Source organism: Streptomyces nogalater (assembly GCF_039532885.1).
GTDB classification, from domain to species: domain Bacteria; phylum Actinomycetota; class Actinomycetes; order Streptomycetales; family Streptomycetaceae; genus Streptomyces; species Streptomyces nogalater.
This window is the reverse complement of the sequence record NZ_BAAASM010000037.1, coordinates 227,271-252,887: the sequence shown is the minus strand read 5'-3', so window position 1 is coordinate 252,887 and position 25,617 is coordinate 227,271. Positions and strand designations below refer to the sequence as shown.

Sequence of the window (25,617 nt, the reverse complement as noted above, 5' to 3'; positions counted from 1 at the left end):
GTCTCTCAGTCCTGGGGCAGGTGCACCGCGTAGGCGTCGGGCAGTTGGCTGTCGCTGGCCTTCGCCATGCCGCCGTTGACGAAGTCGTCCTCGCTGACCCAGGTGGTCTGGCCCCACGGGTTGTAGATCTCCAGCTTGTCACCCTCCTGGCCGATGATCATCATGGCGTGCCCGTGCCGGGTGCCGTCCGCCTCGTAGCCCTCGACGCCGATCGGCACCGGCCGGCCCTCGGCCACCGCCTTCTCTATCTCCGGCAGGACGTTGCGCCGGGCGTCCGCGTCGCGGACCTCGTGCAGTTCGTAGGCGCTTCCGGTCTCGGGGCTGACCTCCTTGTTGAGGACCTCGGTCTTGCCCTCAAGGACCATGCCGTTCCAGTCGGCGCCGCCGTGGCCCTCGGTGTGCACCCGGTGCTGTTCGTCCACCAGGCGGCGGCGGAAGGCGGCGGGGTCGTTCTCCTGGCCGCTGGGGCCGCCGGTGAGCGAGAGGGCGTAGACGGGGTCGACCATGGCGCGGGCGGTGACGGTGGAGGAGGCGACACAGGTGCCCTCGCGGCCGTCGCCGCCCTGGGCCCACTGCTGGCCGCGGAAGCTCTGCAGGTCGGTGTTGACGTTGGCGCCGCTGCCCGGGTCGACGCCCTCGTCCTTGAGGCTGTCGCCCTCGGTGACGATCGGGGACAGGTGCTGCTGGAGCCAGGCGGGGTCCTTGCCGTGGATCTTCCCGCCGAACGTCTCGATGTCGTCCACGCTGTGGCCCGCGGCGAGGGCCTTCATCAGATACGCCTTCTCCTGCGGGGACCCGGCGCCGGCCAGGAGGCGGTCCATCCGGGCCCGGTCGGCGGCCGGCAGCCGGTCCATGGCCCGGCCGGAGCGCTCCAGGTCGCCCGCGGTGAGGATCTCGTTGTACTCGGCGGCGCCGGCCTTGCCGCTGGTGTCGGCGAGCATCAGCCGGTCCACCGCGGACAGCCCGCCGGTGCGCATCTTCCCGGCGCGGGCCTCGGCCGCCCACTTGTTCAGGTCCCGGGTGGCGGCGCGTACGGCGTCGTCCGCGGCGACGGCGGCCTTGTGCATCAGGTCGACACCACCGGTGGCGACCGACCGGGCCTCCGCGAGGGCCTGCTTCTCCTCGTCGGTCTCGATCATGCGGTCGACGACGTCGAAGAAGCCCTCCCGCGGGCCCAGTCGGTGCTTGGCCTGCTCCAGCCGGGCGCGTCCCTCGGCGTCCTGGCGCCGGGCGTGGCCGAGGGCGTCGGCGAGCGTGAACAGCGCCTTGGCGCCGCCGTCGAACGCCTCGGCCATGCTCGTCGCGGCCCGCGCGGCGGCGGCCACCCCGTCGGAGGCGAGGACGCTCGTCTTGCCGGTCCACACCTCCGGCAGGCCCTTGCGGGCCACCTTGTTCACCCGGTCGTGCAGATCGCCGGCCTTGTCGACCTGGCCGCGGTACCGCTTGCCCAGCGTCTCCAGGGCCGCCGGGTCGCCCTGCGGCGCGGGCGCGAACAGGGCGCCGTCGATCTGGTCCAGCAGGTCGTTCTTGGTCGCGGCCCTGGGGATGCTGTCGCGCAGGCCGGCCAGCCAGGAGCGGCGGGCCGCCGGAGAGCCCAGCGGGCTGAGGAACCCGGTCATCGTCCGCCTCTTCAGTAGCGCGAGAGGGCCGACGGCCGCTCGGCGTACACGGGCATGGTGGTCACGGCACCGGCACCCGCCGGGGTGGGCATGGTGGTGACGGCACCGCCGTCGGCCGGGGTGGGCATCGTGGTGAGGCCGCCGCCCCCGGGGACGGCCGCGGCGCGGGTCGCCACGGTGTGGTCCGCGCCTTTGTACGCGCCCTTGGCCAGCCGGACCTTGCCCGCCAGTTCGCGCAGCGCCGACTCCAGCGTGGTCGCGTCCGACTCCCAGGCGGTGGCGAACGCGTCGAACGCCGCCGCGGAGTCGTCGCCGCCCAGCGTGTCCGCGGACTGGCTCCCGGCGGGGCGGACCGCCTCGGCTATGTGCCCGGCGTCGTCACCCGCGCCGTCGAGTTCCGTCGCCTGCCCGGTCATGCCGGACCTGACCGTGTAGCCGTCCGCAGACGCGCCCATCGAGCTCCCCCGTCGCGTTGATCTCTGGCTGCGGGAGGCTAACACGCGCCGCTCGTACGGCCGTCCGGGTGCAAGCCGCCCCCACCATGCCCACCGCCGGCGTCGGCGTCGGCGTACGGGACGGATCGTCCGCAGCGTCTCCTCCTTCGGCATCCCCACCGGCAGCCCGAAGCCCAACCGGTCCGCCCCGGCCCGCTCCCGCCGCTCGCACCGGCGCGGCACCTCGTCCGGGTCGCCGCGGATCAGCAGTCCCTCCTCGATCAGCTGCTCCACAGTCGGCCGGCCGACCGGACACGACGACGCGTCAGACAGTGTGGAGACGGTGAACCGCCGGCCGCGGCGACCGTCAAGAGCGGACGATCGGACCCTCCCCGGCGCGCGAAGGGGTGTGAGGACCCTGTGGAACGCGTGAGGGCCTTGTGTCCCGTGGCCGCCGCCTTGTGATCGGCGTCTCGCACGGCTGACGCAACCGCCCCGAACAAGGCAAACTGACGGGGTTGTTCGTGATGCCGAGGGGGACGAACGCATGGACGGTGGGCCGCGAGTACCCGAGCAGCGGCGCGCCGGCTCCGCGGCCACCGCGGAGACCGGCACGCTGCGCTTCGGCGTGCTCGGTCCGGTGCGGGCCTGGCGCGGCGAGGAGGTGCTCGGCACAGGCTCCCCACAGCAGCGCGCCCTGCTGGCCGCGCTGCTGCTGCGGGAGGGCCGTACGGCCACGGCGGCCGAGCTGATCGACGCGCTGTGGGGAACCGAGCCGCCGCCCCAGGCGCTGGCGGCGGTGCGCACGTACGCGTCCCGGCTGCGCAAGATCCTGGACCCCGGGGTCCTGGTCAGCGAGTCCGGCGGGTACGCCGTGCGCGGGCTCGGCGAGGGCGCGCTGGACGTGTCGGTGGCGCAGGACCTGGCGGCGGAGGCGGAGAAGGCGCGGGGCGCCGGCGATCTCGGCGCCGCCCGCAAGCTGCTGCGGCAGGCGCTGGCGCTGTGGGACGGCGAGCCGCTGGCCGGGGTGCCCGGCCCGTACGCGGAGACGCAGCGGACCCGTCTGGAGGAGTGGCGGCTGCAACTCCTGGAATCCCGCCTGGACATGGACCTGGAGCAGGGCGGCCACGCCGAGGCGGTCTCGGAACTGACCGCGCTCACGGCGGCACACCCCCTGCGGGAGCGGCTGCGGGAACTGCTCATGCTGGCGCTGTACCGCAGCGGCCGGCAGGCGGAGGCGCTGGCGGTGTACGCGGACACCCGCCGCCTCCTGGCCGAGGAGCTCGGTGTCGACCCGTGCCCCGGCCTCAGCGACCTCCAGCAGCGCATCCTGCGGGCGGACGCGGCCCTGGCGGAGCCCTCGGCACCGGTGACGGAGCAGTCGGCGGCGCCCGTCCGGCCGGCCCAGCTGCCGGCCACGGTGCCCGACTTCACCGGCCGCGCGTCCTTCGTCGCGGATCTGAGCGCGGTGCTGTCCTCCGCGTCCGAGGCGGAGGGCCGGGTAATGGCGGTGTCCGCGCTGGCCGGAATCGGCGGCGTCGGCAAGACCACCCTGGCCGTGCACGTGGCCCACCGCGCGCGGTCCGCCTTCCCCGACGGGCAGCTGTACGTCGACCTCCAGGGCGCGGGCCCGCGCCCGGCGGAGCCGGAGACCGTCCTCGGCTCCTTCCTGCGCGCGCTGGGCACGGCGGACACGGCGATCCCGGACTCCCTGGAGGAACGGTCGGCGCTGTACCGCTCGGTCCTGGACGGCCGCCGGGTGCTGGTCCTGCTGGACAACGCCAAGGACGCGGCCCAGGTACGGCCGCTGCTGCCCGGCACCGAGGGCTGCGCGGCCCTGGTGACCTCCCGGGTGCGGATGCTGGACCTCGCGGGTGCCCATCTGGTCGACCTGGACGTGATGTCCCCCGACGAGGCCCTGTGCCTCTTCACCAGGATCGTCGGCGAGGAGCGGGTGGCGGCGGAGCGGAAGGCCGCGCTGGACGTGGTGGCGGCGTGCGGCTTCCTGCCCCTGGCCATCCGTATCGCCGCCTCCCGCCTGGCGGCCCGCCGCACGTGGACGGTGTCGGTGCTGGCGGCGAAGCTCGCGGACGAACGCCGCCGGCTGGACGAACTCCAGGCGGGCGACCTCGCCGTCAAGGCCACGTTCGAACTGGGCTACGGCCAGCTGGAGCCGGCCCAGGCCCGCGCCTTCCGCCTCCTCGGCCTGGCCGACGGCCCCGACATCTCCCTGGCCGCGGCGGCGGCGGTCCTGGACCTGCCCCCGGAGGACACCGAGGAACTCCTCGAATCCCTGGTCGACACCTCCCTCCTGGAATCCGCGGCCCCCAACCGCTACCGCTTCCACGACCTGGTCCGCCTCTACGCCCGAGCCTGCGCGGAACGCGACGAGGACCGTCCGAGCGAGCGGGAGGCGGCGATGTCGCGGCTGCTGGACTTCTATCTGGCGACGGCGGCGGGGATCTACGCGATCGAGCGCCCGGGGGACCGTCTGGTGGATCACCTGGAGCCGACGGAACACGAGGGCTTGCGCTTCACGGAAGGGGCCGCGGCGCTGGACTGGCTCTACACCGAAGGCGAGTGCCTGCTGGCCTGCGTCCGTCAGTCCGCGCCCACCAGCCGTCTGCGACGCGGGGTCGACCTCCTGTGGGCCGCCAAGGACCTGGCCGAGTCGGGAGCCAACTCCCGTCAGTACGAGGCAACGGCCATCGCCGTGTGCAAGGCCGCCCAGGAAGCCGGTGACACCCGCGCCGAGGGCCGGGCCCGGACGACGCTCACCAATGTCCTGCTCGTTTCCGGCCGTATCCAGCAGGCGGCGGACGAGGCACAACTGGCCATGGACCGGGCAGCCACCGCCGGAGACATCGCGGCGGGCAGCTGGGCGGCCAACGACCGCGGGCTCATCTCCCTGCACCAGCACCGGTACGAAGACGGCAAGGTCTTCTTCGACCGGGCCATAGAGGGCTTCAGCGCGGCGGGTAACCGAGCCGGCGAGGCCACGACCCTGTTCAACCTCTCCCGCACCCACCTCGCCATGGGCAACATCGCGCGGGCGGTCGACATCGCGCGGCACGGCCTCGCGCTCCTCGCCGAGCTGGGCAGAACGATGCGGCTAGCCAACGGGCACTACGCGCTCGGCATGGCTCTGACCAAGGCCAACCGGCACACCGAGGCACTGGACCAGTTCAGCGAAGCCCTGACGATCTTCGTGGACCACCGGCAGCGGCTGTGGGAAGGGACCACGCACTTCAGGATCGCCGAGGCGCACCTCGCCGCCCACCTCCCCGCCCGGGCTGCTCAACACGCCGAACAGGCACTCGCCATCGGCTGCATCGGCGGCGACCGGATGCGGGGTAACGTCCTGACCCTGCTCGGCCAGGCGCTTTCCACACTGGGACAGGTGGACCGGGCAAAGGCCTGCTGGACGGAGGCCGTCAAGCTCTACGAAGAGCACTGCGCTCCGGAGGCCGACGAGGTCCGCGCCCTGCTCCGGCCCATCGCGACCGCCTGAACCACATGCCCGCCGGCCGGCGCGCGCGGACGTTCAGCAATCGTTTATCTCCATCCGGCACTCTCATACCTGTCAGACCGTCGCGTCGGGGGGCAGGCGGCCTGACAGTGAGTCGACCAGGTTAGGGTGCGGCTCCGAACACCCGTCCGGCGGCACTCGGGGGAGCTTCCGGACGGGTGTTCCTCACTCAGCCCTCAGTCGTTGCAAGAGGAGTACGAACGATGAGCGAGAAGAAGACCACGCCCGCCAAGCCAGTCGACAACCAGATGCCCGCCCCGCCGGCGACGGACGATGCCATCGTCACGATGGACAACCAGATGCCCGCCCCGCCGGCGGCGAAGAACGAACCCATCGTCACGATGGACAACCAGATGCCGGCCGGTCCGGCCCTGGACCTGAACGGCAAGTAAGCCACAACCCCGACGGGGGACCGGCCGCGGCGGCACGGAGGGGGAGTTGCCGCGGTCGAGGAAAACGGGGGGAACAGAGGGGCCGGGCCTGGGGGGTCCGGCCCCTCGGCATGTCGCCTTCCGGCGGGACGTCACGTGGTCCGCGCCGTGCCCGTGCCCTTCTCCGCGTCCAGCGCGTACACGCACCGGTCCTTGCTGCACGCGTACACCACACCGTCCTTGACCACCGGGGAGCCGGTGATCTCGCCGCCGGTCGCGAGCTTCCAGCGCAGCCGGCCGTCGTCGGCCTTCAGGGTGTACAGCAGGTGGTCGGTGGAGCCGAAGTGGATACGTCCCTCGGCCACGGCGGGCGCGCCCACGACGTCGCCGCCCGCCTGGAAGCGCCACTTGGGGGTGCCGGTGACCGCGTCCAGGGTGTACAGCCCCTTGCCGCTGCCGACGTGCACATGCCCGGCGGCGACCAGCACCGGTTCCACGGAGGAGCGGGCCTCGGTGGCGATGCGCCAGCGGTCGCGGCCGTCGGCGGCGTCGAGGGCGTAGACCGTGCCGAGGTAGTCGGCGAGGTAGACACCGCCGCCGGTGACGGCCGGGCCGGGGGCGAAGGCGGGCGGGCCGAGGAAGACCGCCGGGGCCTCGAAGTGCCAGCGGACCCGGCCGCTCGCCGCCTCCACGGCGAGGACACGGGTGCCGGCACTGATGTAGACGCACCCGTCGGGCGCCGGGGCCAGGCGCACCGGGACCCCGCCGCAGGAGGCCGCGTCGCCGATGGGGTACGACCAGCGCTCCTCGCCGGTACGGGCCTCAAGCGCGCGCAGCCGGCCGTCCTGCCAGACGTAGACCGTGCCGTCGTGCACGAGCGGGCCCGCCTCGGGGGACTCGAAGTCGGTCTGGCAGCCGGTGATCTCCCACAGCTTCTGTCCGTTGGAGGCCTCCCACGCCTGGACGCCGCCGCCGCGGGTGCCGGTGACGACCGTGCCCCGGTCGGCCTTGAGGCAGTACACCCAGGCGTCGGTGGACAGCCGCCACAGATCGGTGCCCTCGCGGGCGTCCAGGGCGTACAGGGTGGGGCCGTCGGAGGCGTGGATACGGCCGTCCGCCACCGCCATCGACCAGGCGACGTCCCGGGTCTTGAAGCGGCGGCGGCCGGTGGCCACGTCCAGGGCGTGCACCTCGAAGGAGGTGACGTAGACCAGGTCGCCGGCCACGGCCGGGGTGCCCCACACGTCGTTCGACATGCGGAACCGCCAGGGCCGCCAGCCGCTCGCGGGCTCCGGGGGCACCGGCGGGGCGGGCGGTACGGCGGGGTCGGCGGTGGCGGCGCCGGGGCGGGGCCGGGACCAGCTGGCCACCAGGCCTGCCTCGGGCGGCGGCGCCTTGACGGCGGCGGCGCGGGCGTCGGCGACCCGGGGGCCGGGGCCGATGGGCACCGGGGCGCCGGCCAGCCGGACCGGGCCGGTGTCGGGAGCGCCGGCCGGGACCGGCACGAGGGCCGAGGGCGCCACCGGCACGGGCACGGGGCCCGGCATGGACACGGGCGCCGAGGGCGCTACCGGGACCGGCGGGTCGTACGGCGGGGGCGGCGGCACCGTCTGCCGGACGGCGGCGCGCGGGCCGCCGGTCGGGGCCGGGGCGGGCCGGCCGGCGGGGCGTCCGCCGCGGCGGGCCTCGATCAGCGCGACGGCCTTCTCCGGCAGCCAGGCGGAGGCGGTGCCGCTGTCGTCGGAGCCGGAGCCGAACAGGTGCGGGGCGAGCTGGGCCTGGAGGTCGGCCGGGGTGGGCCGGGCGGTGGCCTCCATCTGCATGCACGCCTCGATCAGCGGGCGCAGCTCGTCCGGCAGTCCGGTGAGGTCGGGCCCCTCGCGCAGCAGCATGAAGACGGTCTCGACCGGGTTGGCGCCGTGGAAGGGCGGGTGGCCGGTGGCCGCGAAGACGAGGGTGGAGCCGAGGGAGAAGACATCGCTGGCGCCGGTGACGCTGCGGGAGTCCTTGGCCTGCTCCGGGGACATGTAGGCGGGGGTGCCGACGGCGACGTTCGTCATGGTCAGCCGGGTGTTGGAGACCCCGGAGGCGATACCGAAGTCGATCACCCGGGGGCCGTCCTCGACCACGAGCACGTTGGAGGGCTTCAGGTCGCGGTGGACCAGTCCGGCGCCGTGGATGGACTGGAGGGCCTCGGCCACACCCGCGGCGAGCCAGCGCACGGCCTGCGCCGGCAGCGGCCCGCACTCGTTCACTATCTCTTCCAGCGAGGGCGCGGGGACGTAGGCGGTGGCGAGCCAGGGCACGGCGGCGCGCGGGTCGGCGTCGACCACGGCCGCGGTGTAGAAGCCGGAGACCGCGCGGGCCGCCTCCACCTCACGGGTGAAGCGGACCCGGAAGAGCTGGTCCTCGGCCAGTTCGGTGCGCACCGTCTTGATCGCCACGCGCCGGCCGGACGCCGAGCGCGCGAGATAGACCAGCCCCATGCCGCCGGCCCCCAGCCGGCCCAGCACCTCGAACGGCCCGATCCGCCGCGGATCGTGCTGCGTCAGCTGATCCACCACTTGCCTGCCACCTCCCCGTACGAGCCGCGCCACCCCATATGTACGCGACCGAAGTGCAGCGTCTCACCACCGCACCGCCATGGCGGCACGCACCCCGATTCTTCCTGGCCGGGCGGCTGGTTGCGAACCCGGTGACAGTCGGGGTGTCTCACATTAATTCATCCCAAAAACGGATGGATCACCGCTGGAGCAGTGCGAACGACGCCCCCTGATTGTCGGTGACGACGGCCACCCGGCCGTACGACGTCCCGAAGGGCGGTGCCTGCACCCGGCCGCCGAGCCGCTGGACCGTCCCGAGGGCGTCGTCGAGGTCCGTGACCCGGAAGTGGGCGACGAAGTGCGGGGGCATCTCGGCCGGGAACACCTCGGTGACGTCCGCCCGGCCGAAGTCGGGCGCGGCACCGGAGCCGAACAGGGCGTCGTGGAAGAGGTCGCCGTAGAAGGCGTTGGCGGCGGAGGTGTCCCGGGTGTACAGCTCGGCCCAGACGAAGGTGTCTGGCGCGCGCCGCCGCCCGAAGCCGCGGTGGGTGCCGGGCTGCCACAGGCCGAACACCGCGCCCTCGGGGTCGGCGGCCAGGGCGGCGGTGCCGAGGCCGCCGACCGGGTACGGGTCCGTGATCAGCGTTCCGCCGGCCGCCGTGATCCGCCGGGCGAGGGCCTCGGCGTCCGGGGTGGCGAAGGAGACCGTCCAGACGGTGGGCATGCGGCCGTCCGTCTTGGGGGCCAGCGCCGCGACCCGGTCCCCGTCCAGCAGCGCCCACACCGCGGAGCCGTACGCCTCCTGGAAGGTCCACCCGAAAAGCTCACCGTAGAACCGCTTGCCCGCCTCGACGTCGGGCAGTTGGGCGTCGACCCAGCAGGGGACGCCCTCCCCGTAGGTCTCTTCGTTCGTGGATGCCCTGTTTTCGGCCATACGGCAAAAGTAACCGGGACGCGCACAGGCCGCAGACCAGGCACACCACCCCCGATCCCCCCGCGCACCCCATTTGCAGTCGGCCGAATCGCGCTCCCATCACCCCTCGGTAAGCTGACGGCATGACAGGACAAGTGCGTACCGTCGACGGCCGCGTGGCCGGCCGGCGTGGGCAGGCGACCCGGCAGAAGCTGCTCGACTGCCTCAGCGAGATGCTCAGCTCCTCCCCCTACCGGGACGTCAAGGTCATCGATGTCGCCAGGAGGGCGGGCACGTCGCCCGCGACCTTCTACCAGTACTTCCCCGACGTCGAAGGCGCCGTCCTGGAGATCGCCGAGCAGATGGCGGCCGAGGGCGCGGGGCTGACCGGACTGCTCGAAGGGCGCGCCTGGACCGGCAAGTCGGGCTGGCAGACGGCGCAGGAACTCGTCGACGGTTTCCTGGACTTCTGGCGCCGCAACGACGCGATCCTGCGGGTGGTGGACCTGGGCGCGGCCGAGGGGGACAAACGGTTCTACAAGATCCGTATGAAGATCCTGAACTCGGTCAACAACTCCCTGGCCGAGTCCATCGCGGAGCTCAAGGCCAAGGGCCGGGTGGACAAGGACGTGAACCCGGCGGCGGTGGCCGGTTCGCTGGTCGCGATGCTCGCGGCGGTGGCGGCCCACCAGAAGGGGTTCACCTCCTGGGGTGTGAAGCAGGCCGAACTCAAGCCGAATCTGGCACTGTTGGTGCACCTGGGCGTGACCGGCAAGAAGCCCTCCAAGTAGGCGCCCGACGCCCTTTGTCCACGTCCAAGTCCAAGTCCTGTCTCGCGGGCGGTGGTTCGTTCTCCGAACCACCGCCCGCCGCTTATGCGGGCAGCGGCCGGTCCCGCACCACGTGTTTCATCACCAGCGTCGAGTTCAGCCGCTGCACCCCCGGCAGGGTCGCCAGCCGCTCGTCGTACAGCCGCTGGAAGGCGGCCAGGTCGGCGGTGGCCACCCGGAGGAGATAGTCCGGCTCGCCGAACAGCCGCTGCGCGTCCAGCACATGCTCCAGTTCGCCGACCGCCCGCTCGAACTCGGCGACCGTGTCCCGGTCCTCCTGGCGCATGGACACGAAGACCAGCGCCTCGAAGTGCAGCCCGAGCGAGGCCGGGTCCACCACCGCGCGGTAGCCCCGGATGGCGCCGGCCCGCTCCAGCTCGCGCAGCCGCCGGTGGCAGGGGGAGACGCTGAGCCGCACCCGGGCGGCCAGCTCGGTCACGGTGAGCCTCCCGTCCTGCTGGAGCTCGGCAAGGATTTTCCGGTCTACGTCGTCCATGAAGAAGATATTTGCGCAGAACTCGTGATCTTGAGCAAACTTCGGAAACACTTTCGGGTCGTTCACGCCTAATGTGCCCGATATGGAATCGGGACTCCTCTTCTCCTTCCTCGCCGTGGACCTGCTGCTGGTGTGCGTACCGGGCGCCGACTGGGCGTACGTCATCACGACCGCTCTGCGCGGCGGCCGGATACCGCGCGCGGTGGCGGGCCTGGTCTGCGGCTACGCCCTGCACACCGCCCTGGCGACGGCGGGCCTGGCGGTACTGGTGGCGGGCTCCCCCGCCCTGCTGACGGCCGTAACGGTGGCGGGCGCCGGATACCTGCTGTGGCTGGGCTGGGGCGTCCTGCGCCGGCCGGCGGTTCCGGGGGCGACGGCTCCGGCGTCCGCGGAGACGGAACCCACGCCGGCGGCCGACGGCCGGCCCTTCCTGCGCGGTGCGACGATCAGCGGCCTGAACCCCAAGGGCCTGCTCCTCTATCTCTCCGTGCTCCCCCAGTTCCTCACCCTGCGCGGCGCCCACCTGCCCGTCCCCGCGCAGACCGCGGTCCTCGGCCTGCTCCACATGGCGTGCTGCGCGGCCGTCTACCTCACCGTCGGCGCCCTCGCCCGCGCCCTCCTCGCGGCCCGCCCGGCGGCGGCCCGCGCGGTGACCCGCACCTCGGGCGCGGCGATGCTCGGCATCGGAGCGTTCCTGCTCGTGGAACGGCTGGCGACGCTCTAGGGTTCCCGCGGCCCAGGACTGTGAGGCGGTCCACCGGTGGCGGCGGGAGTGAGCGCGGCGCCGGCGGTGATACTCGCCCCATGGCACAGCACGATCTTCACGAACTGCTCCGCTCGCTGCGCGTCTGGGACCCCGAGGTCACCCGGCTGCCGCCCTTCGATCCGGACACCGCCCCGCCCACCCCGCTCGCCCTGTTCACGGACTGGTTCGCCGACGCGGTGGCGGCGGGGCAGCCGGAGCCGCACACCATGTCGCTGGCGACCGCGGACGAGGAGGGCCGGCCGGACGTGCGGATCGTGATGCTGCACGGCGCCGACGCCGACGGCTGGTCGTTCGCCACGCACGCCACGAGCCGCAAGGGCCGCGCGCTGGCCGCCCGGCCGCAGGCGGCCCTCGCCTTCTACTGGCCGGTGCTGGGCCGCCAGATACGGCTGCGCGGACCGGTCGCCGCCGCGCCGGCCGAGGAGAGCCTGGCCGACCTGCACGCGCGCTCCACGGGCGCGCTGGCCGCCGCGCTGACCGGCCGGCAGAGCGAGGAGCTGGACTCGCTCGCGGAGCTGCGGCGGGCCTCGGAAGCGGCCTGGGAGCGGGCCCGGGAGAACCCGGCGGAGCCGTCGCCGACCTGGACGCTGTACCGGCTGCGCCCGGAGGCGGTGGAGTTCTTCCAGGGGGACCCCGAGCGGCGGCACGTACGCCTGGAGTACCGCAGCACCGGATTCGGCTGGAGCCGGACGCTGTTGTGGCCGTGAGAGGCAGGCCCGCGCACTCTTCCCGTACACCCGTGATCAATCCGCAACCCATTCCGGTCTTGACCGAGACCCATCAACCGGCTGGGTGATTACGCTCCCGCTCATGGCCGCCTCCCGCCCCGCCGACGTCCGCCGCCCGCCGGTCCCCGCCGACCCCCCGGTCTATGTGATCGGCGCCGGGCCGGGCGGCCTGGCCGTCGCCCAGGCACTGCGGGAGCGGGGCGTACGGGCCCTGGTCCTGGAGAGGTCCGACCGGGTCGGCGCCTCCTGGCGCGGCCACTACGACCGGCTGCGGCTGCACACCACCCGGCGGCTGTCGGCGCTGCCCGGCCTGCCCATGCCCCGCGGGTTCGGGCGCTGGGTGTCCCGGGACGACGTGGTGCGCTACCTGGAGAAGTACGCCGAACACCACCGGCTGGAGATCGTCACCGGGGTCGAGGTGCACCGCGTCGAACCGGCCGCGGACGGCGCCGGGTGGCTGCTGCGCGCCTCCGGGGGCCGGGAGCTGACCGGCAGCGCGGTGGTCGTCGCCACCGGCTTCAACCACACCCCGCGGCTGCCCGACTGGCCGGGCCGCGAGGAGTACGGCGGGGAGCTGCGGCACGCCGCCGGCTACCGCGACGCGGCACCGTACCGGGGCCGGGACGTCCTCGTCGTCGGCGCCGGCAACACGGGCGCGGAGATCGCCGTGGACCTGGTGGAGGGCGGGGCCGCGCGGGTGCGGCTCGCGGTGCGCACGCCCCCGCACATCCTGCGCCGCTCCACCCTCGGCTGGCCCGCCCAGTACACCGGCGTCCTGGTCCGGCGGCTGCCGGTGTGGCTGGTGGACCGGCTCGCGGGGCCGGTCGGCCGGCTGAGCACCCCGGACCTGTCCGCGCACGGGCTGCCGCGCCCGGACACCGGCCTGTACAGCAGGGTGCGGCAGGGCGCGATCCCGGTCCAGGACATCGGCCTGGTCGACGCCGTCCGTACGGGCAAGGTGGAGGTCGTGGCCGCCGTGGAGGGGTTCGAGGACGGCAAGGTGGTCCTCGCCGACGGCAGCCGGATCGCGCCGGACGCGGTGATCGCGGCCACCGGGTACGTCCGCGCGCTGGAGGGGCTGGTCGGGCATCTGGGGGTGCTGGACGGGCGCGGCCGGCCGGTGGTGCACGGCGGCCGCACGTCCCCGCGGGCGCCCGGCCTGTACTTCACCGGGTTCACCAACCCGATCAGCGGAATGCTGCGGGAGCTGGCGATCGACGCGGGGCGGATCGCCAAGGCGGTGGCGAAGGCGGCCGCGAAGGGCCGGGGACAGCCGGCCGTCAACTCCTCCCGGTCGGACCATTCCTGACTCCTTGTCGGTTCAGTAACCTGACAAGGCGTCAGCTATCGCGGTCTCACAGGGAGGCGGGCGGAACGATGCTCGGTTCGACCCACGGCACCCTCACCACCGACTCCCGCCAGGCCCGGGTCCTCGCCTGCGGCGAGCAGCGGCCCGGCACCGCCGCCCCCGAACGGGTGGCGGACCTCGACGTCGGCGGGCGGGCGCTGCACGCGGACGTGCCCGACCTGGCCCGGCTCTTTTGGCCCGGGTCCATCGCCGTGATCGGCGCCTGCGACACCGAGGGACGGCCCCGCACCGGCATCACCCGGCAGCTGCTCGACTGGGCCGGCCGGGTCGGGGCCCGGGTGCATCCGGTACATCCGACCCGGACAGCCGTCTTCGGCCTGCCCTGTGTCCCCACCGTCGCCCGCCTGCCCGAGCCCGTCGACCTGGCAGTGCTGCTGGTCGCCGACCCGCTGCCGGTCATCGCGGAACTCGCCGGGGCCAAGGCACGGTTCGCTGTCGTCCTCGCCTCCGGGAACGACGGGACCGGGCAGGCCGGCGCCGGGACACGGGAACGGCTGGCCGAGGCGGCGCGGGGCGCGGGGGTGCGGCTGCTCGGCCCCGGCACCCACCTCGACGCCTTCGCACGGTTCCGGGAGGACCTCACCGGGCCCGCCATCGCGCTGATCACCCAGTCCGGGCACCAGGGCCACAGCGTCTTCGCCCTCCAGGAGCTGGGCATCCGGCTCTCCCACTGGGCGCCCACCGGCGACGAGGCCGACCTGGAGGCCGCCGACTTCCTGTCCTGGTTCGCCGAACAGCCCGAGACCGGCGCGATCGCCTGCTGTCTGGAAGGGCTCAAGGACGGCCGGGCCTTCCTGCTGGCCGCCGACCGGGCCGCCCGGCGCGGGGTGCCGGTGGTCGCCGTGAAGGCGGGCCGGACCGAGGGCGGCACCCGGCCCGCCGCCCCGCACACCGGCGGGCCCACCGGCGCCGACGACGTGGTGGACGCGGCCCTGCGGCAGTACGGCGTGATCCGCGTCGACGCCCTGGACGAACTCCAGGACACCGCCGCCCTGCTGGCCCGGGCCCGGCCGCCGCGCTCGGACGGGGTGGCCGTCTACTCCCTCCCGGGTGGCACCGGCGCGCATGTCGCCGGTCTGGCCGCCGGGGCGGGACTGCGGCTGCCGACGCTGTCAGCGGGCAAGCAGACGGAGCTGCGCCAGTGGATACCGGACCGCCTGAGCGTGGCCAACCCGGTGGACTGCGGCGGCCACCCGGAGGGCGACCACCGGGGCCGGAAGATCATCGACGCGCTGCTCGCCGACCCGGACGTCGGGGTGCTGATCTGCCCGGTCACCGGCCCCTTGCCGCCGCCCGGCGACCGGCTGGTGCGCGATCTGGCCGACGCCGCGGAGGAGACGGACAAGCTGGTGTGCGTGGTGTGGGGCTCGCCGGCCGGGACCGAGCCGGCGTACCGGGAGGTGCTGCTCGGCTCCTCCCGCGTGGTCACCTTCCGCACGGTCGGCAACTGTCTCAGCGCCGTGCGCGCCTGGCTGGACCACCACCGCTTCACCGCCGGTTACCGCTCCGCGTTCGACGCGGCCCCGCGCACCCCCTCCCCCTCCTTCCGCAAGGCGCAGGCGCTGCTGCGGCCCGGCGCCCGGCTCAGCGAGCACGCGGCCAAACAGCTGCTGCGGGCCTACGGCATCCGGGTGCCGCGCGAGCAGCTGGTGACCAGCGCGGCGGCGGCCGTACGGGCGGCCGGGCAGGTGGGCTACCCGGTGGTGATGAAGGCGTCCGGCGCGCGGATCGCGCACAAGACCGAGCTGGGCCTGGTGAAGATCGGTCTGACCTCGGCGAGCCAGGTCCGCGACGCCTACCGGGACCTGACCGGCATCGCCCGCCGCGAGGGCGTCGGGCTGGACGGCGTCCTGGTGTGCCAGATGGTCCAGCGGGGCGTGGAGACGACGGTCGGCTTCACCCACGACCAGCTGTTCGGCCCGACGGTGACGGCCGGGCTCGGCGGGATCCTGGCGGAGGTGCTGCGCGATACGGCGGTCCGCGTCCCGCCCTTCGGCGAGGAACAGGCCCGCGCGATGCTCGGCGAACTGCGCGGCAGGGCCCTGCTGGACGGAGTGCGGGGCCGCCCGCCGGCCGATGTGGACGCGCTGGTGGAGGTCGTCCTGCGGGTCCAGCGCATGGCCCTGGAACTGGGCTCGCACCTCGCCGAGCTGGACATCGACCCGCTGATGGTGCTGGGCCGGGGGCAGGGCGCGGTGGCGCTGGACGCGCTGGTGGTGTGCCGGTGACGGGCGGCCCGGTCAGCTCCTCACCAGCCGCCACAGGGACGTCACCTCGGCGGCGCGGGCCGTGTGCAGGGGGTCGTGCGGGTCGGCCGCACGGGGGTGGCGTGGGCGGGTGTCGATACGGCCGGCGATCCGCAGCCCCGCCGCCCCGATCGCCGTCAGCAGGTCGGCGCGGGTGCGCAGACCGAGGTGTTCGGCCAGGTCGGAGAGGATCAGCCAGCCCTCCCCGCCCGGCTCCAGGTGCTCCGGCAGGTCCGTCAGGAAGGCGTTCAGCATCGTGCCCGACGGGTCGTACACGCCCTGCTCCAGCGTGGAGACGGGGCGGCCCGGCAGCCAGGGCGGGTTGCACACGACGAGTCCGGCCCGGCCGGGCGGATACAGGGCCGGGCCGGTGATCGTGACGCGGTCCGCCAGCCCGAGCCGGTGCGCGGTGTCCCGGGCGCAGGCCAGGGCCCGGGGGCTGATGTCCGTGCCCACCACCCGGCCGACCCCGCGCCGGGCCAGGACGGCCGCGAGGACACCGGTACCGGTGCCGAGGTCGAAGGCGGTGCGTACGGCGGGCAGCGGCGCCCGCGCCACCAGGTCGACGTACTCGCCGCGCACCGGCGCGAAGACGCCGTAGTGCGGATGGACCCGGGCGCCCAGCGCGGGGACCTCGACGCCCCGCTCCCGCCACTGGTGGGCGCCCAGGACGCCCAGCAGTTCGCGCAGCGGGATCAGGCGCGGGCCGGCCGGCGGGCCGTAGGCGGCGGTGCAGGCGGCCCGGACGTCGGGGGCGCGGCGCAGATCCAGGCCGTGGTCCGGCTCCAGCAGGACGGTGAGCCGGCCCAGCACCCGGGCGCGGTGCGCGCGGAAGCGGCGCTGGAGACGGAAGGTCTCGGCGGGCGTGGCGGCGGGCCCGGGCGCCGTCCGGTCGACGCGGCGCTCCAGGGCGCGCAGCAGCCGGCGCGCGCCCTGGTAGTCGCCCCGCCACAGCAGCGCGGTGCCCTCGCAGACGAGCCGGTAGGCGGTGGCGGCGCGGAGACGGCCGTCGGCGGCGACCAGGCGGCGGGGTGCGGGCAGTCTGCTCTCAGAGTGCCAGCGGGCGGGCAGGGGTTCGTGGGTGGTCCGGTCGGTCCTCGACACGGTGTGCTCCTCGGTGTGTTCCGGCGTGGGCGGGCAGCGGGAACACGTCGAAGAGGACCATGCCGAGTGTCACGGACTTTCCTTTCCGTAGCGGTGGGTTCAGGATACGGCGGGCGCCACGGCCGGGGCCGTGCGCCGTATGACCAGGGACATCAGGGCCGCCGCCGCGCACAGGGTGCCGGAGGCGTACCAGACCAGGTCGTAGGAGCCGAAGACGTCCCGGGCGACGCCGCCGAGGTAGGCGACGACGGCCGCGCCGATCTGGTGGGCGGCGAGCACCCAGCCGAAGACGATGGCGCTGTCCTCGCCGAACTGCTCGCGGCACAGGGCGAGGGTGGGCGGGACGGTGGCCACCCAGTCCAGTCCGTAGAAGATGATAAAGAAGATCATCGACGGCTTTATGGCGGGGCCGAGCAGCATCGGCAGGAAGAGCAGGGACAGTCCGCGCAGCGCGTAGTAGACGGCGAGCAGGCGGCGCGGTTCGAACCGGTCGGTGAACCAGCCGGAGGCGATCGTGCCGACGACGTCGAACACGCCGATGACCGCGAGCAGCGAGGCCGCCGTCGTGACGGGCATGCCGTGGTCGTGCTCGGCGGGCACGAAGTGGGTCTGCACCAGGCCGTTGGTGGAGGCGCCGCAGATCGCGAAGGTGCCGGCCAGCAGCCAGAAGGTACCGGTGCGGACGGAGCCGGACAGCACGGTGAGCGTACGGCGGGCGGCGCCGGTGACCGGCGGCGGCTTGGGCACGAACTCGGCGGCTCCGTACGGCTTTTCGCCCACGTCGGCCGGGTGGTCGCGCAGCAGCAGCCAGACCAGGGGGACCACGGCCAGCGCGGTCAGCGCCACCGTGATCGCGGCGGGCCGCCAGCCGTGCCCCTCCACGACCCAGGACAGCAGCGGCAGGAAGACCAACTGACCGGAGGCGGAGGCCGCGGTGAGGATGCCGCTGACCAGGCCGCGCCGCGCGGTGAACCAGCGGTTGGTGACCGTCGCGGCGAACGCCAGCGCCATGGAGCCGGTGCCCAGCCCCACCAGCAGGCCCCAGCACAGCAGCAGTTGCCAGGCTGCCGTCATCCACACGGTCAGCAGGGAGCCGAACGCGATCACGGTGAGCGCGGCGGCGACCACCCGGCGGATGCCGAAACGATCCATCAGGGCGGCGGCGAAGGGCGCGGTCAGCCCGTACAGGGCGAGGTTGATGGAGACGGCCGCGCCGATCGTGCCGCGCGACCAGCCGAACTCCTGGTGCAGCGGGTCGATGAGCAGACCGGGCAGCGAACGGAAGGCCGCCGCGCCGGTGATCGTGACAAACGTGACGGCGGCGACGAACCAGGCGCGGTGCACGCGGCGGCGCCGTTCGGGCGGGGCCTGGACAGGGGCGGCAACTGGGCTTGTCTGAGTCACGTCACAGAGCCTCCGATTTTCACACCCGTCCCATCGAGTGGCCCGAAGGACAGCATTCGTTAGGATCGGGCCATGACCTACGCAGGGGACTTCCGGCCGCACCGGGTCGCCGTTCTCGCCCTGGACGGTCTGCTGCCCTTCGAACTGGGCATCCCCCACCGGATCTTCGGCCGGCCCCGGGACGCGCACCGGCGCCGCCTGTACGAGGTCGTCACCTGCTCGGTCCGGCCGCCCGGCCGGGTGGACACGGATGCCGACTTCGCCCTGCACGTCCCGCACGGCCCGCAGACGCTGGCCACCGCCGACACGGTGATCATCCCGGCCTCGTACGAGCTGGGCCCGGTCTACGAGGAGGGCCGGCTCACCGACGAACTCGCCGTCGCCCTCTCCCATGTCCGCCCCGGCACCCGGCTCGCCTCCATATGCACCGGCGCCTACGTCCTCGCCGCCGCCGGCTATCTGGACGGCCGCCCGGCCACCACCCACTGGGCCGACGCCGAGCGGTTCCAGCGGATGTTCCCGAAGGTCGAGGTGGACGCCAACGTGCTGTTCATCGACGACGGCGACGTGCTCACCTCGGCCGGGGTGGCCGCCGGGATCGATCTGTGCCTGCACCTGGTCCGCCGCGACTTCGGCGCGGCGGTCGCCAACGAGGTCGCCCGGACCACGGTCGTACCGCCCCACCGCGACGGCGGCCAGGCCCAGTACGTCCAGCGCCCGGTGCCCGATCCCCAGCTCGCGACGACGGCCACCGCCCGCGCCTGGGCGCTCGGCCGGCTGCACGAGCCGATCCAGCTGCGGGACATGGCCGCGCAGGAGGCGATGTCGGTGCGCACCTTCACCCGCCGCTTCCGCGAGGAGGCCGGCATCAGCCCCGGCCAGTGGCTCACCCAGCAGCGCGTGGAGCGGGCCCGGCAACTGCTGGAGTCCACCGTGCTGTCGATGGACCAGGTGGCCCGGGAGTCCGGCTTCGGCACGGCCCAGTCGATGCGCCAGCACCTACAGGCCGCGCTGGGTGTCACCCCCACCGCCTACCGGCGCACCTTCCGCACCGCCGGCGCCACCGAGCGACCCGGCGGCACCGACATCGGCTCCGGCGCCTGAACCGGCGATTGCTGACGGTACGTCAGGTTCCATGGACCGGCGGACGCGCGGACCCAAACCCCGGGGGGCACCCCGATGGCACTGCCCAAGGAGTTCCACGAGATCGTGAGTGGTTCCACGCGCGCGATGCGGCCGCGGTCACGAACGACACGCTCACGTTTGAGATCTTTCCGCCCGAGATCGAGAATCCGTGGCCACCCGTGCACACGCTGCACCTGGTGGAGATGGGCATGCCGCAGGGCCAGAACTGGAATCTCGAAGAGTTGTCCACAGCCTGTGGAGACACCGGCCGGTACGCGTTTTTGCTGTCGGCGACGCCCGAACCGTTCGTCGGCGCGACGGACACGCCGACGGCACCGGTGCGCCCGCGGCAGTCCACGACCCTGCGGCACCGGCGCACCCGTGGCAGTCCCGGGAACGGCTCCGTCCGGGCCGCTACACCGCCTCGAAGGCGACGCCCTCGTACGCGGGCAGCCCGCCCCCGTACGCCAGCGCCGCGTTCTGCCGGGGCGGTGAACACCGGTCCAGTTCGCACCAGATGCTCTTGCCGACGCCCTCGGGGCTCCAGCCCCAGCGGTCGGCGAGACACTCCACGAGGGCCAGGCCCCGCCCGCCGGTGGCGTCGTCGTCGGCGCACCGGGGCTGGGGCGCGCGGGAACTGGTGTCGGCGACCTCCACCCGCACCGGGGCCGACGCGGCGTTCTCGGCCGAAGCGCCGTTTCCGGCCGCCGCGCCCGGCAGGCACAGCCGCAGCACGGCCGGCCGGCCGGTGTGCACCACGGCGTTGGTCACCAGCTCGGAGACGAGCAGGATCAGGGTCTCGGCAAGCGGCTCGTCGGCCGTTATGCCCGACCCGGCGAGCCGCGAGCGGGCCCACCGCCTGGCCCGCCCCACCTCCGCGGGGTCGGGCCGGATCTCCAGCTGCACTCGAAGCACCTGCACCGCTCACACCATCCGAACCGGCGGACACATGACCCCACGCCATCCGCGCGCCACGACGTCCGCCGCGGCGACGATCACGACGAGGGCCACGATCGTAGCCATTTTCTGCATGGCCAGGACAACGACCAGAGCCGGGAGTCACGGACTGTGACTCCCTTACTGCACAGCATGGTTGACTGACAGTCACGCCAACAAGCGCTTCGGGCATATTCCCGCGTGAAGGAGTACGTATAGGGGATACTGTGCGACGCTCGTGACGCCGAGTCGAACAAACCCGGAGCGGCATCCCCAACCGCCGTGCCAGCAGCGGCGGGCGCCACCCGGCCCGGAATCATCCCCGGAGCGGCACCGGCCCGGACGGCCCGCACGGTCCTCAGCCGGCTCCCCCACGGTGCCGGAGCGACCGCACGGCTCCGCAGCGTGACGAGTCCAGCCGGGGCAGCGTCCGTTGTCGACGCTGCGTTACCGTCGAGTGCCACGATCCGTAACATCATGGGCCAACGCTTCACCGTCGACACCACCGGAAGCCGAGTGACGGGCGCGCGCGCCCCACCTTGCGCGAGGTACTCAAGTACCGTGCGCCGAAGCCGTTTCCGCCCTCTTGAGGGAGACGGCGGAACGCCGGTCGCGGTTGTCCTCCTGCAGGACCATTCGCCACGCGGCCTCTCCAACCGCAGTGCTGCGAAACCCGACTTCAGGGAGGATTCGCCCGACTCCCGCGCGCGAAAGGGTGGATGGGTTTCCTGTCCACCGACCCAAGGGATTCCTTCGTGCGACGCAGTAGAACCGCCTCCCTGCTGGCGGCCGGTGCCGCCGCCGCCATGGTGCCCGTGCTCCTCCCGGCCACGGCCTCCGCGACGACGTCCGCCGCGTCCGGCCCCCTCGGCCGGTACCTCACGCAGAAGCCGGCCTGGCACCGCTGCGCCCCGGACGCGCCGGCCTCCTTCCAGTGCGCCACGATCAAGGTGCCGCTGGACTACAGCCGCCCCGGCGGCAAGAAGCTCGACCTCGCGATATCGAGGATGAAGACGAGCACCAAGAAGCAGCACCGGGGCGTGCTCCTGCTCAACCCGGGCGGCCCGGGCGGCTCCGGCCTCGACATGCCCCTGTTCATGGCCGGCGAACTGCCCACGTCCGTGAAGAACGCCTACGACCTCGTCGGCTTCGACCCGCGCGGCGTCGGCGAGAGCTCCCCCGTCGGCTGCGGTCTGACCGCCAAGGAACAGAACTGGGAACGCCCGTACAAGAAGGCGACGTTCGCCAAGGACGTGGCGTGGGCCCGGACCGTCGCCGAGAAGTGCTACGCCAGGCAGGGCGACAAGCTCCGCCACATCTCCACCCGCGACACCGCGCGGGACATGGACGTGATCCGTGCCGTGCTCGGCGAGAAGAAGATCTCCTACCTCGGCTACTCGTACGGCACCTACCTCGGCGCGGTCTACACGCAGCTGTTCCCCCAGCGCACCGACCGGTTCGTCCTGGACAGCGCCATCGACCCGGCCCGCGTCTGGCGCGGCATGATCCAGGTCTGGGCGGAGGGCGCCGAGCCCGCCTTCGCGCGGTGGACCGAGTGGACCGCCAAGCGGAACTCCACCTACCGGCTGGGCACGACCCCCAAGGCGGTCCGCAAGACCTTCTACGACCTGGTCGCCCAGGCCGACCGCAAGCCGATCGACGTCGACGGCATGCGGATGACCGGAGACGACATCCGCCTCACCAGCCGCGCCGTGTTCTTCAGCGTGCGGGACGCCGCCGAGTGGGTCGTCACGCTGAAGAAGGCCGCCGCGGGCACGCCCGCCGGCCGGGGTCTGAGGACGCCGGCGCCCGTGCCGCCGTCGTTCGCCCGCGCCACGCCCGACGACAACGGTGACGCCGCCTTCTGGTCCGTCCTCTGCGCCGACCAGCGCGACTGGCCGCGCGACCCGGAGCAGTACCGCGCCGACGCGATCCGGGACAAGAAGAAGTACCCGCTGTACGGCGACTTCGCCTCCTCCGTCAAGCCGTGCGCCTTCTGGAAGACCGGCGGCGAGCGCACCACCAAGGTCGACAACAAGGTCCGCGCGCTGATCCTGCAGAACGAGTGGGACTCCCAGACGCCGCTGACCAGTGGGCAGGGGCTGCGCCGTGCCATGAAGGGCGCGAAGATGGTCACCGTCGCCGGGGGTGTCGGACACGGCGTCTACGGCACCAAGTCGTGCGCCGACAAGACGGCCACCACCTACCTGACCACCGGCAGGCTGCCGTCGAAGGACATCACCTGCAAGGCCACGCCGGAAGCGGCCGGGCGCGCCGGCCTGCTCCCGCTGCCGCTCCCCGGCTCCCGGGGCCTGCCGGGGCCGGGCGGCCGTTTCTGACGCCGTTCACCTCCGGCTCCTCACGGGCGGCCGGGACCCCGGCCGCTCCGTCCGGCCGGGGTCCCGGCCGTTCACATGCGGCTGAGGCTCGCGGCCGCGTACAGCACGTCCCGGATCGCCCGGCGGTCGCCCACCTGGCCCGCCGCGGCCTCCTCCGGTGACACGTGACCGGCCGCGAGCTTGCAGAACTCGGCGCCGTCGAGCACCACCCGGGCCACCTCCAGTTCCGCGGAGCCCTGGGCCGCCGGCGAGTCCAGCGGGATCAGCCACTCGCCTCCGGCGTCGCCCTCGATCTCCAGCCGCAGGCTGCGGCCGGGCGCGCCCGCCGGTACCAGGTGCGGGGTGTGGCGGGCCGGCTCGGACAGGCCCGCGCGGCGGCGCTCGGCGAGCACCGTCGGCAGCACCCGGGCCGCGAGGTCGATCATCCGGTACAGGTGCCGGGGCGTCGGCGCCGCGTAGGGATAGTCCACCGCCTTGGCGATGTCCTCGGCGTGCACCCAGCACTCGAAGGCGCGGTCCAGCATCGCGTCGTGCAGCGGCAGCGTGAACTCGCCGTAGGACACCGGGAGTCCGCCCGTACGGCCGCCGGTGAAGGACACCGTGCGCACCAGGGCGTGGCTCTGCTCCCGCCAGGCTCCGCGCACCGCGTGCGCCGGCGGCAGGTGCGCGGAACGCCAGTAGGCCTCCGTGCGGCCGGCCGGTCCCGCCGCGCCCTGTCCCGCCGGGTCGGCGGCCCCGGCCAGCGGGTCCGCCAGGCCGAGCGCGGCGGCGATCAGCCCGTCCACCGCGAGCAGGTGCGCTATGACCCCGGCGACGGTGGTACGGCGGCTGGTCGCGATGTCGTTCTCGAACCAGCGCAGTTCCACCGGCGCCTGCCACTCCGCGTCCTTGAAGTCCTGGAGCAGCGCGTCCAGCCGGGCGGTCTCGGCGTCGTAGGGCGCGGCCCAGTCGGGGACCGGTATGCGCGGCGGCCGGCGCCGCAGGCAGCTCTCCAGGACACGGGTGCGCAGGCCGGGGTCCAGGTCCAGGCTCTCCGGCTGGTGCAGCAGACCGACCGCCTCGTGCAGCCGGCGGGCCTCGTCGGCACAGGAACCGCAGCCGCCCAGGTGCTCTTCGACGGCCGCCGTCTCCGCGGCCGAGCAGGCGGCCAGCGCCCAGGCGCCGAGCAGCGACTTCAGGACGTCGTGGGGCAGGTCGGGCGGCGGCACGGGCGCGAGGTCCCCCAGGTCGGCGAGGTCGGGCAGCGGAAGCCCACCGTCCTCCACGGAGGTCCGGGGCGTCGGTATACGCGGGCCGGGCACGGCCCCGGACCGTCCGGCGCCCGCGGCGGCACCGCCCGGCGGCCCGAAGCGCCCGCCGGAGCCGGCCTGTCCGCGGTGCCCGCCGGAGCCGGCCGGTCCGCGGCGGCCGCCGGCGCTTCCTTTCCGGTGCTCCCCGGGCTCTTCCCCGTCCCGGCGGCCGTCCGCCGCGCCGTGGGCGTTCTCGTGCGTCCCCTCGAAGCGGTGCGGGCCGTTCACACCGCACCCCGGTAACCCGGCGGGGTGCCGGCGTCGTGGGCGGTGGCCAGGAGCTGGAGGCCGAGGCGGAGCCGGCGGCGGGCCTCGTCCTCGGTGACGCCGAGGTCGGCAGCGGTCTGGCGGTAGTCGCGGCGCTGGTTGTAGGCCAGGTCGAGGGCGGCGCGCAGCGGGGCGGGCATGGAGTGGACGATGTAGTCGGCGCGGGCGGCGACCGAGGCGCGGCGGACCGTGCTCTCCCGTTCCTCGCGCAGCGGCTGCTCCCGTTCCTCCCGGTCGCGCAGGCGCTGTACGGCGACCCGCTGGGTGACCTCGGCGAGCCAGGAGCGCAGCGGGCCCGCTTTGGGGTCGTAGGTCTCCGGGTGCTCCCAGACGTGGGCGAAGACCTCGCGGGTGACGGAGTCGGCCAGCCGTTCGTCGTCCAGGACGCGGTGGGCCAGGTTGTGCACGAGGGAGGCGAACCGGTCGTACATCTCCCCGAGGGCCGCCGCCTCACCGCGGGCGAGCCGTTGCTGCATCTTGCGGTCCCACCGGGGTGACAGGTCGTTCCTGGCCATACGGTCCCCTCCCCTCACCGGCTCCGGCCACCGGGCCGGTCGGCCCGGCCCTCTCGAATGTAGTCGGCCCCTCCGACAGCGCACGCCCCTTTGTGCCAATGTGCGCCCCCGAAGCCACCTCCCGTGATAATGCCCCCTTCACACAACCTTCACGCGAGCCGCGTGCACACTTGATCAAAGACGATCGTTGATGACTGAAATAAGCCCCTTATTGATCATCCACCGTTTGCGGCATCACGTTTCAGGGAACGGCCGCTGGGCAGCCGCGCGACAGGAAACGTAGGAACTGCTTCCGTTTCCGGGCGGTTCCGGGAAATCCGGCGAGCGAGGGGCAGGGCCGTGGCATTCAAGGTGACCGGCGTCGAACAAGGCCAGTGGGCCGTGCTCCGGGTGTCCGGGGAACTGGACCTGATGACCTCGCCGGTGCTGCGCCAGCGCGTGCACGACGCCGTCGCCGAGGGACACCACAGCCTCGTCGTGGACCTCTCCGACGTGTTCTTCTGCGATTCCAGCGGGGTCGGCGTCCTCGTCGCCGCCCGCCGGCTGATCCGCTCCTGCCAGGGCCGGCTGCGGCTGATCCTGCCGGACCGGGGCGCCGAGGACGGCTCGCACGTCAACCGCGTCCTCGGCGCGCTCGGCGTCCGCCGGCTCTTCGACGTCCACCCCGACCTCGACTCCGCCACCACCGACGAGGCCGGACCGCTGTCCGCCTGAGCAGCCGTCGGATGTGACAACGTCCCGGTCTCGCCACAAGGTTGTAGCGGACTTCACCCGGTCTTGGCACAATCGTCGGT

At 73.6% G+C, this 25,617-nt stretch carries 20 protein-coding genes and 2 pseudogenes; 11 read left to right on the top strand and 11 right to left on the bottom strand.

Going from position 1 to position 25,617, the window contains the following annotated elements:
- Window positions 1-5: 5 nt before the first annotated feature.
- From ABD350_RS26210 to ABD350_RS26200, 3 genes and pseudogenes are all read right to left on the bottom strand, one after another.
- Complete coding sequence (locus tag ABD350_RS26210) at window positions 6-1,619, bottom strand: peptidoglycan-binding protein (protein WP_344350832.1); 1,614 nt, start codon at window positions 1,617-1,619, stop codon at window positions 6-8.
- 11 nt (window positions 1,620-1,630) lie between these two features.
- Window positions 1,631-2,074 carry a type VII secretion target gene (locus ABD350_RS26205; protein ID WP_344350973.1) on the bottom strand — a complete coding sequence of 148 codons (444 nt, stop codon included), beginning with the start codon at window positions 2,072-2,074 and terminating at the stop codon, window positions 1,631-1,633.
- 120 nt (window positions 2,075-2,194) lie between these two features.
- A pseudogene (locus ABD350_RS26200) lies at window positions 2,195-2,347 on the bottom strand (LLM class flavin-dependent oxidoreductase); the annotation flags it as partial.
- A gap of 253 nt (window positions 2,348-2,600) precedes the next feature.
- Here ABD350_RS26200 and afsR point away from each other — a divergent pair.
- Both afsR and afsS read left to right on the top strand, forming a co-directional pair.
- Window positions 2,601-5,564, top strand: a complete 2,964-nt coding sequence (gene afsR / locus ABD350_RS26195; protein ID WP_344350831.1) for an SARP-family global regulator AfsR — start codon at window positions 2,601-2,603, stop codon at window positions 5,562-5,564.
- A gap of 221 nt (window positions 5,565-5,785) precedes the next feature.
- Window positions 5,786-5,974, top strand: a complete 189-nt coding sequence (afsS, locus tag ABD350_RS26190) for a regulatory protein AfsS (protein ID WP_344350830.1) — start codon at window positions 5,786-5,788, stop codon at window positions 5,972-5,974.
- A 131-nt stretch (window positions 5,975-6,105) separates the two neighbouring features.
- Here afsS and afsK read toward each other — a convergent pair whose 3' ends face one another.
- Window positions 6,106-8,517, bottom strand: coding sequence for a protein serine/threonine kinase AfsK (gene afsK / locus ABD350_RS26185; protein WP_344350828.1), 2,412 nt, complete (start codon window positions 8,515-8,517; stop codon window positions 6,106-6,108).
- Between the two features lie 178 nt (window positions 8,518-8,695).
- The gene (kbpA, locus tag ABD350_RS26180) at window positions 8,696-9,430 is read right to left on the bottom strand and encodes an AfsK-binding protein KbpA (RefSeq protein ID WP_344350827.1); all 735 of its coding nucleotides are present in this window, start codon (window positions 9,428-9,430) and stop codon (window positions 8,696-8,698) included.
- A 134-nt stretch (window positions 9,431-9,564) separates the two neighbouring features.
- Here kbpA and ABD350_RS26175 point away from each other — a divergent pair, with 134 nt between their 5' ends.
- On the top strand, window positions 9,565-10,200 hold the full coding sequence (locus ABD350_RS26175) for a TetR/AcrR family transcriptional regulator (protein WP_344350970.1): 636 nt from the start codon (window positions 9,565-9,567) through the stop codon (window positions 10,198-10,200).
- 82 nt (window positions 10,201-10,282) lie between these two features.
- Here ABD350_RS26175 and ABD350_RS26170 read toward each other — a convergent pair whose 3' ends face one another.
- Window positions 10,283-10,735: an Lrp/AsnC family transcriptional regulator gene (locus tag ABD350_RS26170; RefSeq protein WP_344350825.1), complete on the bottom strand. Its 453-nt coding sequence runs from the start codon at window positions 10,733-10,735 to the stop codon at window positions 10,283-10,285.
- A gap of 82 nt (window positions 10,736-10,817) precedes the next feature.
- Here ABD350_RS26170 and ABD350_RS26165 point away from each other — a divergent pair, with 82 nt between their 5' ends.
- From ABD350_RS26165 to ABD350_RS26150, 4 genes are all read left to right on the top strand, one after another.
- On the top strand, window positions 10,818-11,459 hold the full coding sequence (locus tag ABD350_RS26165) for a LysE family translocator (protein WP_344350824.1): 642 nt from the start codon (window positions 10,818-10,820) through the stop codon (window positions 11,457-11,459).
- Window positions 11,460-11,539: 80 nt separating this feature from the next.
- On the top strand, window positions 11,540-12,208 hold the full coding sequence (locus ABD350_RS26160) for a pyridoxine/pyridoxamine 5'-phosphate oxidase (protein ID WP_344350822.1): 669 nt from the start codon (window positions 11,540-11,542) through the stop codon (window positions 12,206-12,208).
- Between the two features lie 103 nt (window positions 12,209-12,311).
- A complete protein-coding gene (locus ABD350_RS26155; RefSeq protein ID WP_344350821.1) occupies window positions 12,312-13,538 on the top strand; it encodes a flavin-containing monooxygenase in 1,227 nt (408 codons plus the stop codon).
- A gap of 68 nt (window positions 13,539-13,606) precedes the next feature.
- Window positions 13,607-15,826 carry an acetate--CoA ligase family protein gene (locus tag ABD350_RS26150; protein ID WP_344350820.1) on the top strand — a complete coding sequence of 740 codons (2,220 nt, stop codon included), beginning with the start codon at window positions 13,607-13,609 and terminating at the stop codon, window positions 15,824-15,826.
- 12 nt (window positions 15,827-15,838) lie between these two features.
- Here ABD350_RS26150 and ABD350_RS26145 read toward each other — a convergent pair whose 3' ends face one another.
- Complete coding sequence (locus ABD350_RS26145) at window positions 15,839-16,948, bottom strand: methyltransferase (protein WP_344350819.1); 1,110 nt, start codon at window positions 16,946-16,948, stop codon at window positions 15,839-15,841.
- A gap of 99 nt (window positions 16,949-17,047) precedes the next feature.
- Entirely contained in the window at window positions 17,048-18,352 is a 1,305-nt protein-coding gene (locus ABD350_RS26140) for an MFS transporter (RefSeq protein ID WP_344350818.1), read from the bottom strand.
- A gap of 72 nt (window positions 18,353-18,424) precedes the next feature.
- Here ABD350_RS26140 and ABD350_RS26135 point away from each other — a divergent pair, with 72 nt between their 5' ends.
- Together ABD350_RS26135 and ABD350_RS26130 are read left to right on the top strand one after the other, a co-directional pair.
- Window positions 18,425-19,456, top strand: coding sequence for a GlxA family transcriptional regulator (locus ABD350_RS26135; protein ID WP_344350817.1), 1,032 nt, complete (start codon window positions 18,425-18,427; stop codon window positions 19,454-19,456).
- Between the two features lie 98 nt (window positions 19,457-19,554).
- Window positions 19,555-19,818 (top strand): annotated as a pseudogene (locus ABD350_RS26130) (cyclase family protein); the annotation flags it as partial.
- 73 nt (window positions 19,819-19,891) lie between these two features.
- On the opposite strand, the gene ABD350_RS26125 reads toward ABD350_RS26130, so the two are convergent.
- Window positions 19,892-20,383, bottom strand: coding sequence for an ATP-binding protein (locus ABD350_RS26125; RefSeq protein WP_344350969.1), 492 nt, complete (start codon window positions 20,381-20,383; stop codon window positions 19,892-19,894).
- Between the two features lie 785 nt (window positions 20,384-21,168).
- Here ABD350_RS26125 and ABD350_RS26120 point away from each other — a divergent pair.
- Window positions 21,169-22,752, top strand: a complete 1,584-nt coding sequence (locus ABD350_RS26120) for an alpha/beta hydrolase (RefSeq protein WP_382466833.1) — start codon at window positions 21,169-21,171, stop codon at window positions 22,750-22,752.
- A 71-nt stretch (window positions 22,753-22,823) separates the two neighbouring features.
- On the opposite strand, the gene ABD350_RS26115 is transcribed toward ABD350_RS26120, so the two are convergent.
- Window positions 22,824-24,269, bottom strand: a complete 1,446-nt coding sequence (locus ABD350_RS26115; RefSeq protein WP_344350816.1) for a zf-HC2 domain-containing protein — start codon at window positions 24,267-24,269, stop codon at window positions 22,824-22,826.
- A complete protein-coding gene (locus tag ABD350_RS26110) occupies window positions 24,266-24,823 on the bottom strand; it encodes a sigma-70 family RNA polymerase sigma factor (RefSeq protein WP_344350815.1) in 558 nt (185 codons plus the stop codon). Before ABD350_RS26110 ends, ABD350_RS26115 begins: the two co-directional genes overlap by 4 nt.
- A gap of 339 nt (window positions 24,824-25,162) precedes the next feature.
- Here ABD350_RS26110 and ABD350_RS26105 point away from each other — a divergent pair, with 339 nt between their 5' ends.
- Entirely contained in the window at window positions 25,163-25,537 is a 375-nt protein-coding gene (locus ABD350_RS26105; RefSeq protein WP_344350814.1) for an STAS domain-containing protein, read from the top strand.
- Window positions 25,538-25,617: the final 80 nt, after the last annotated feature.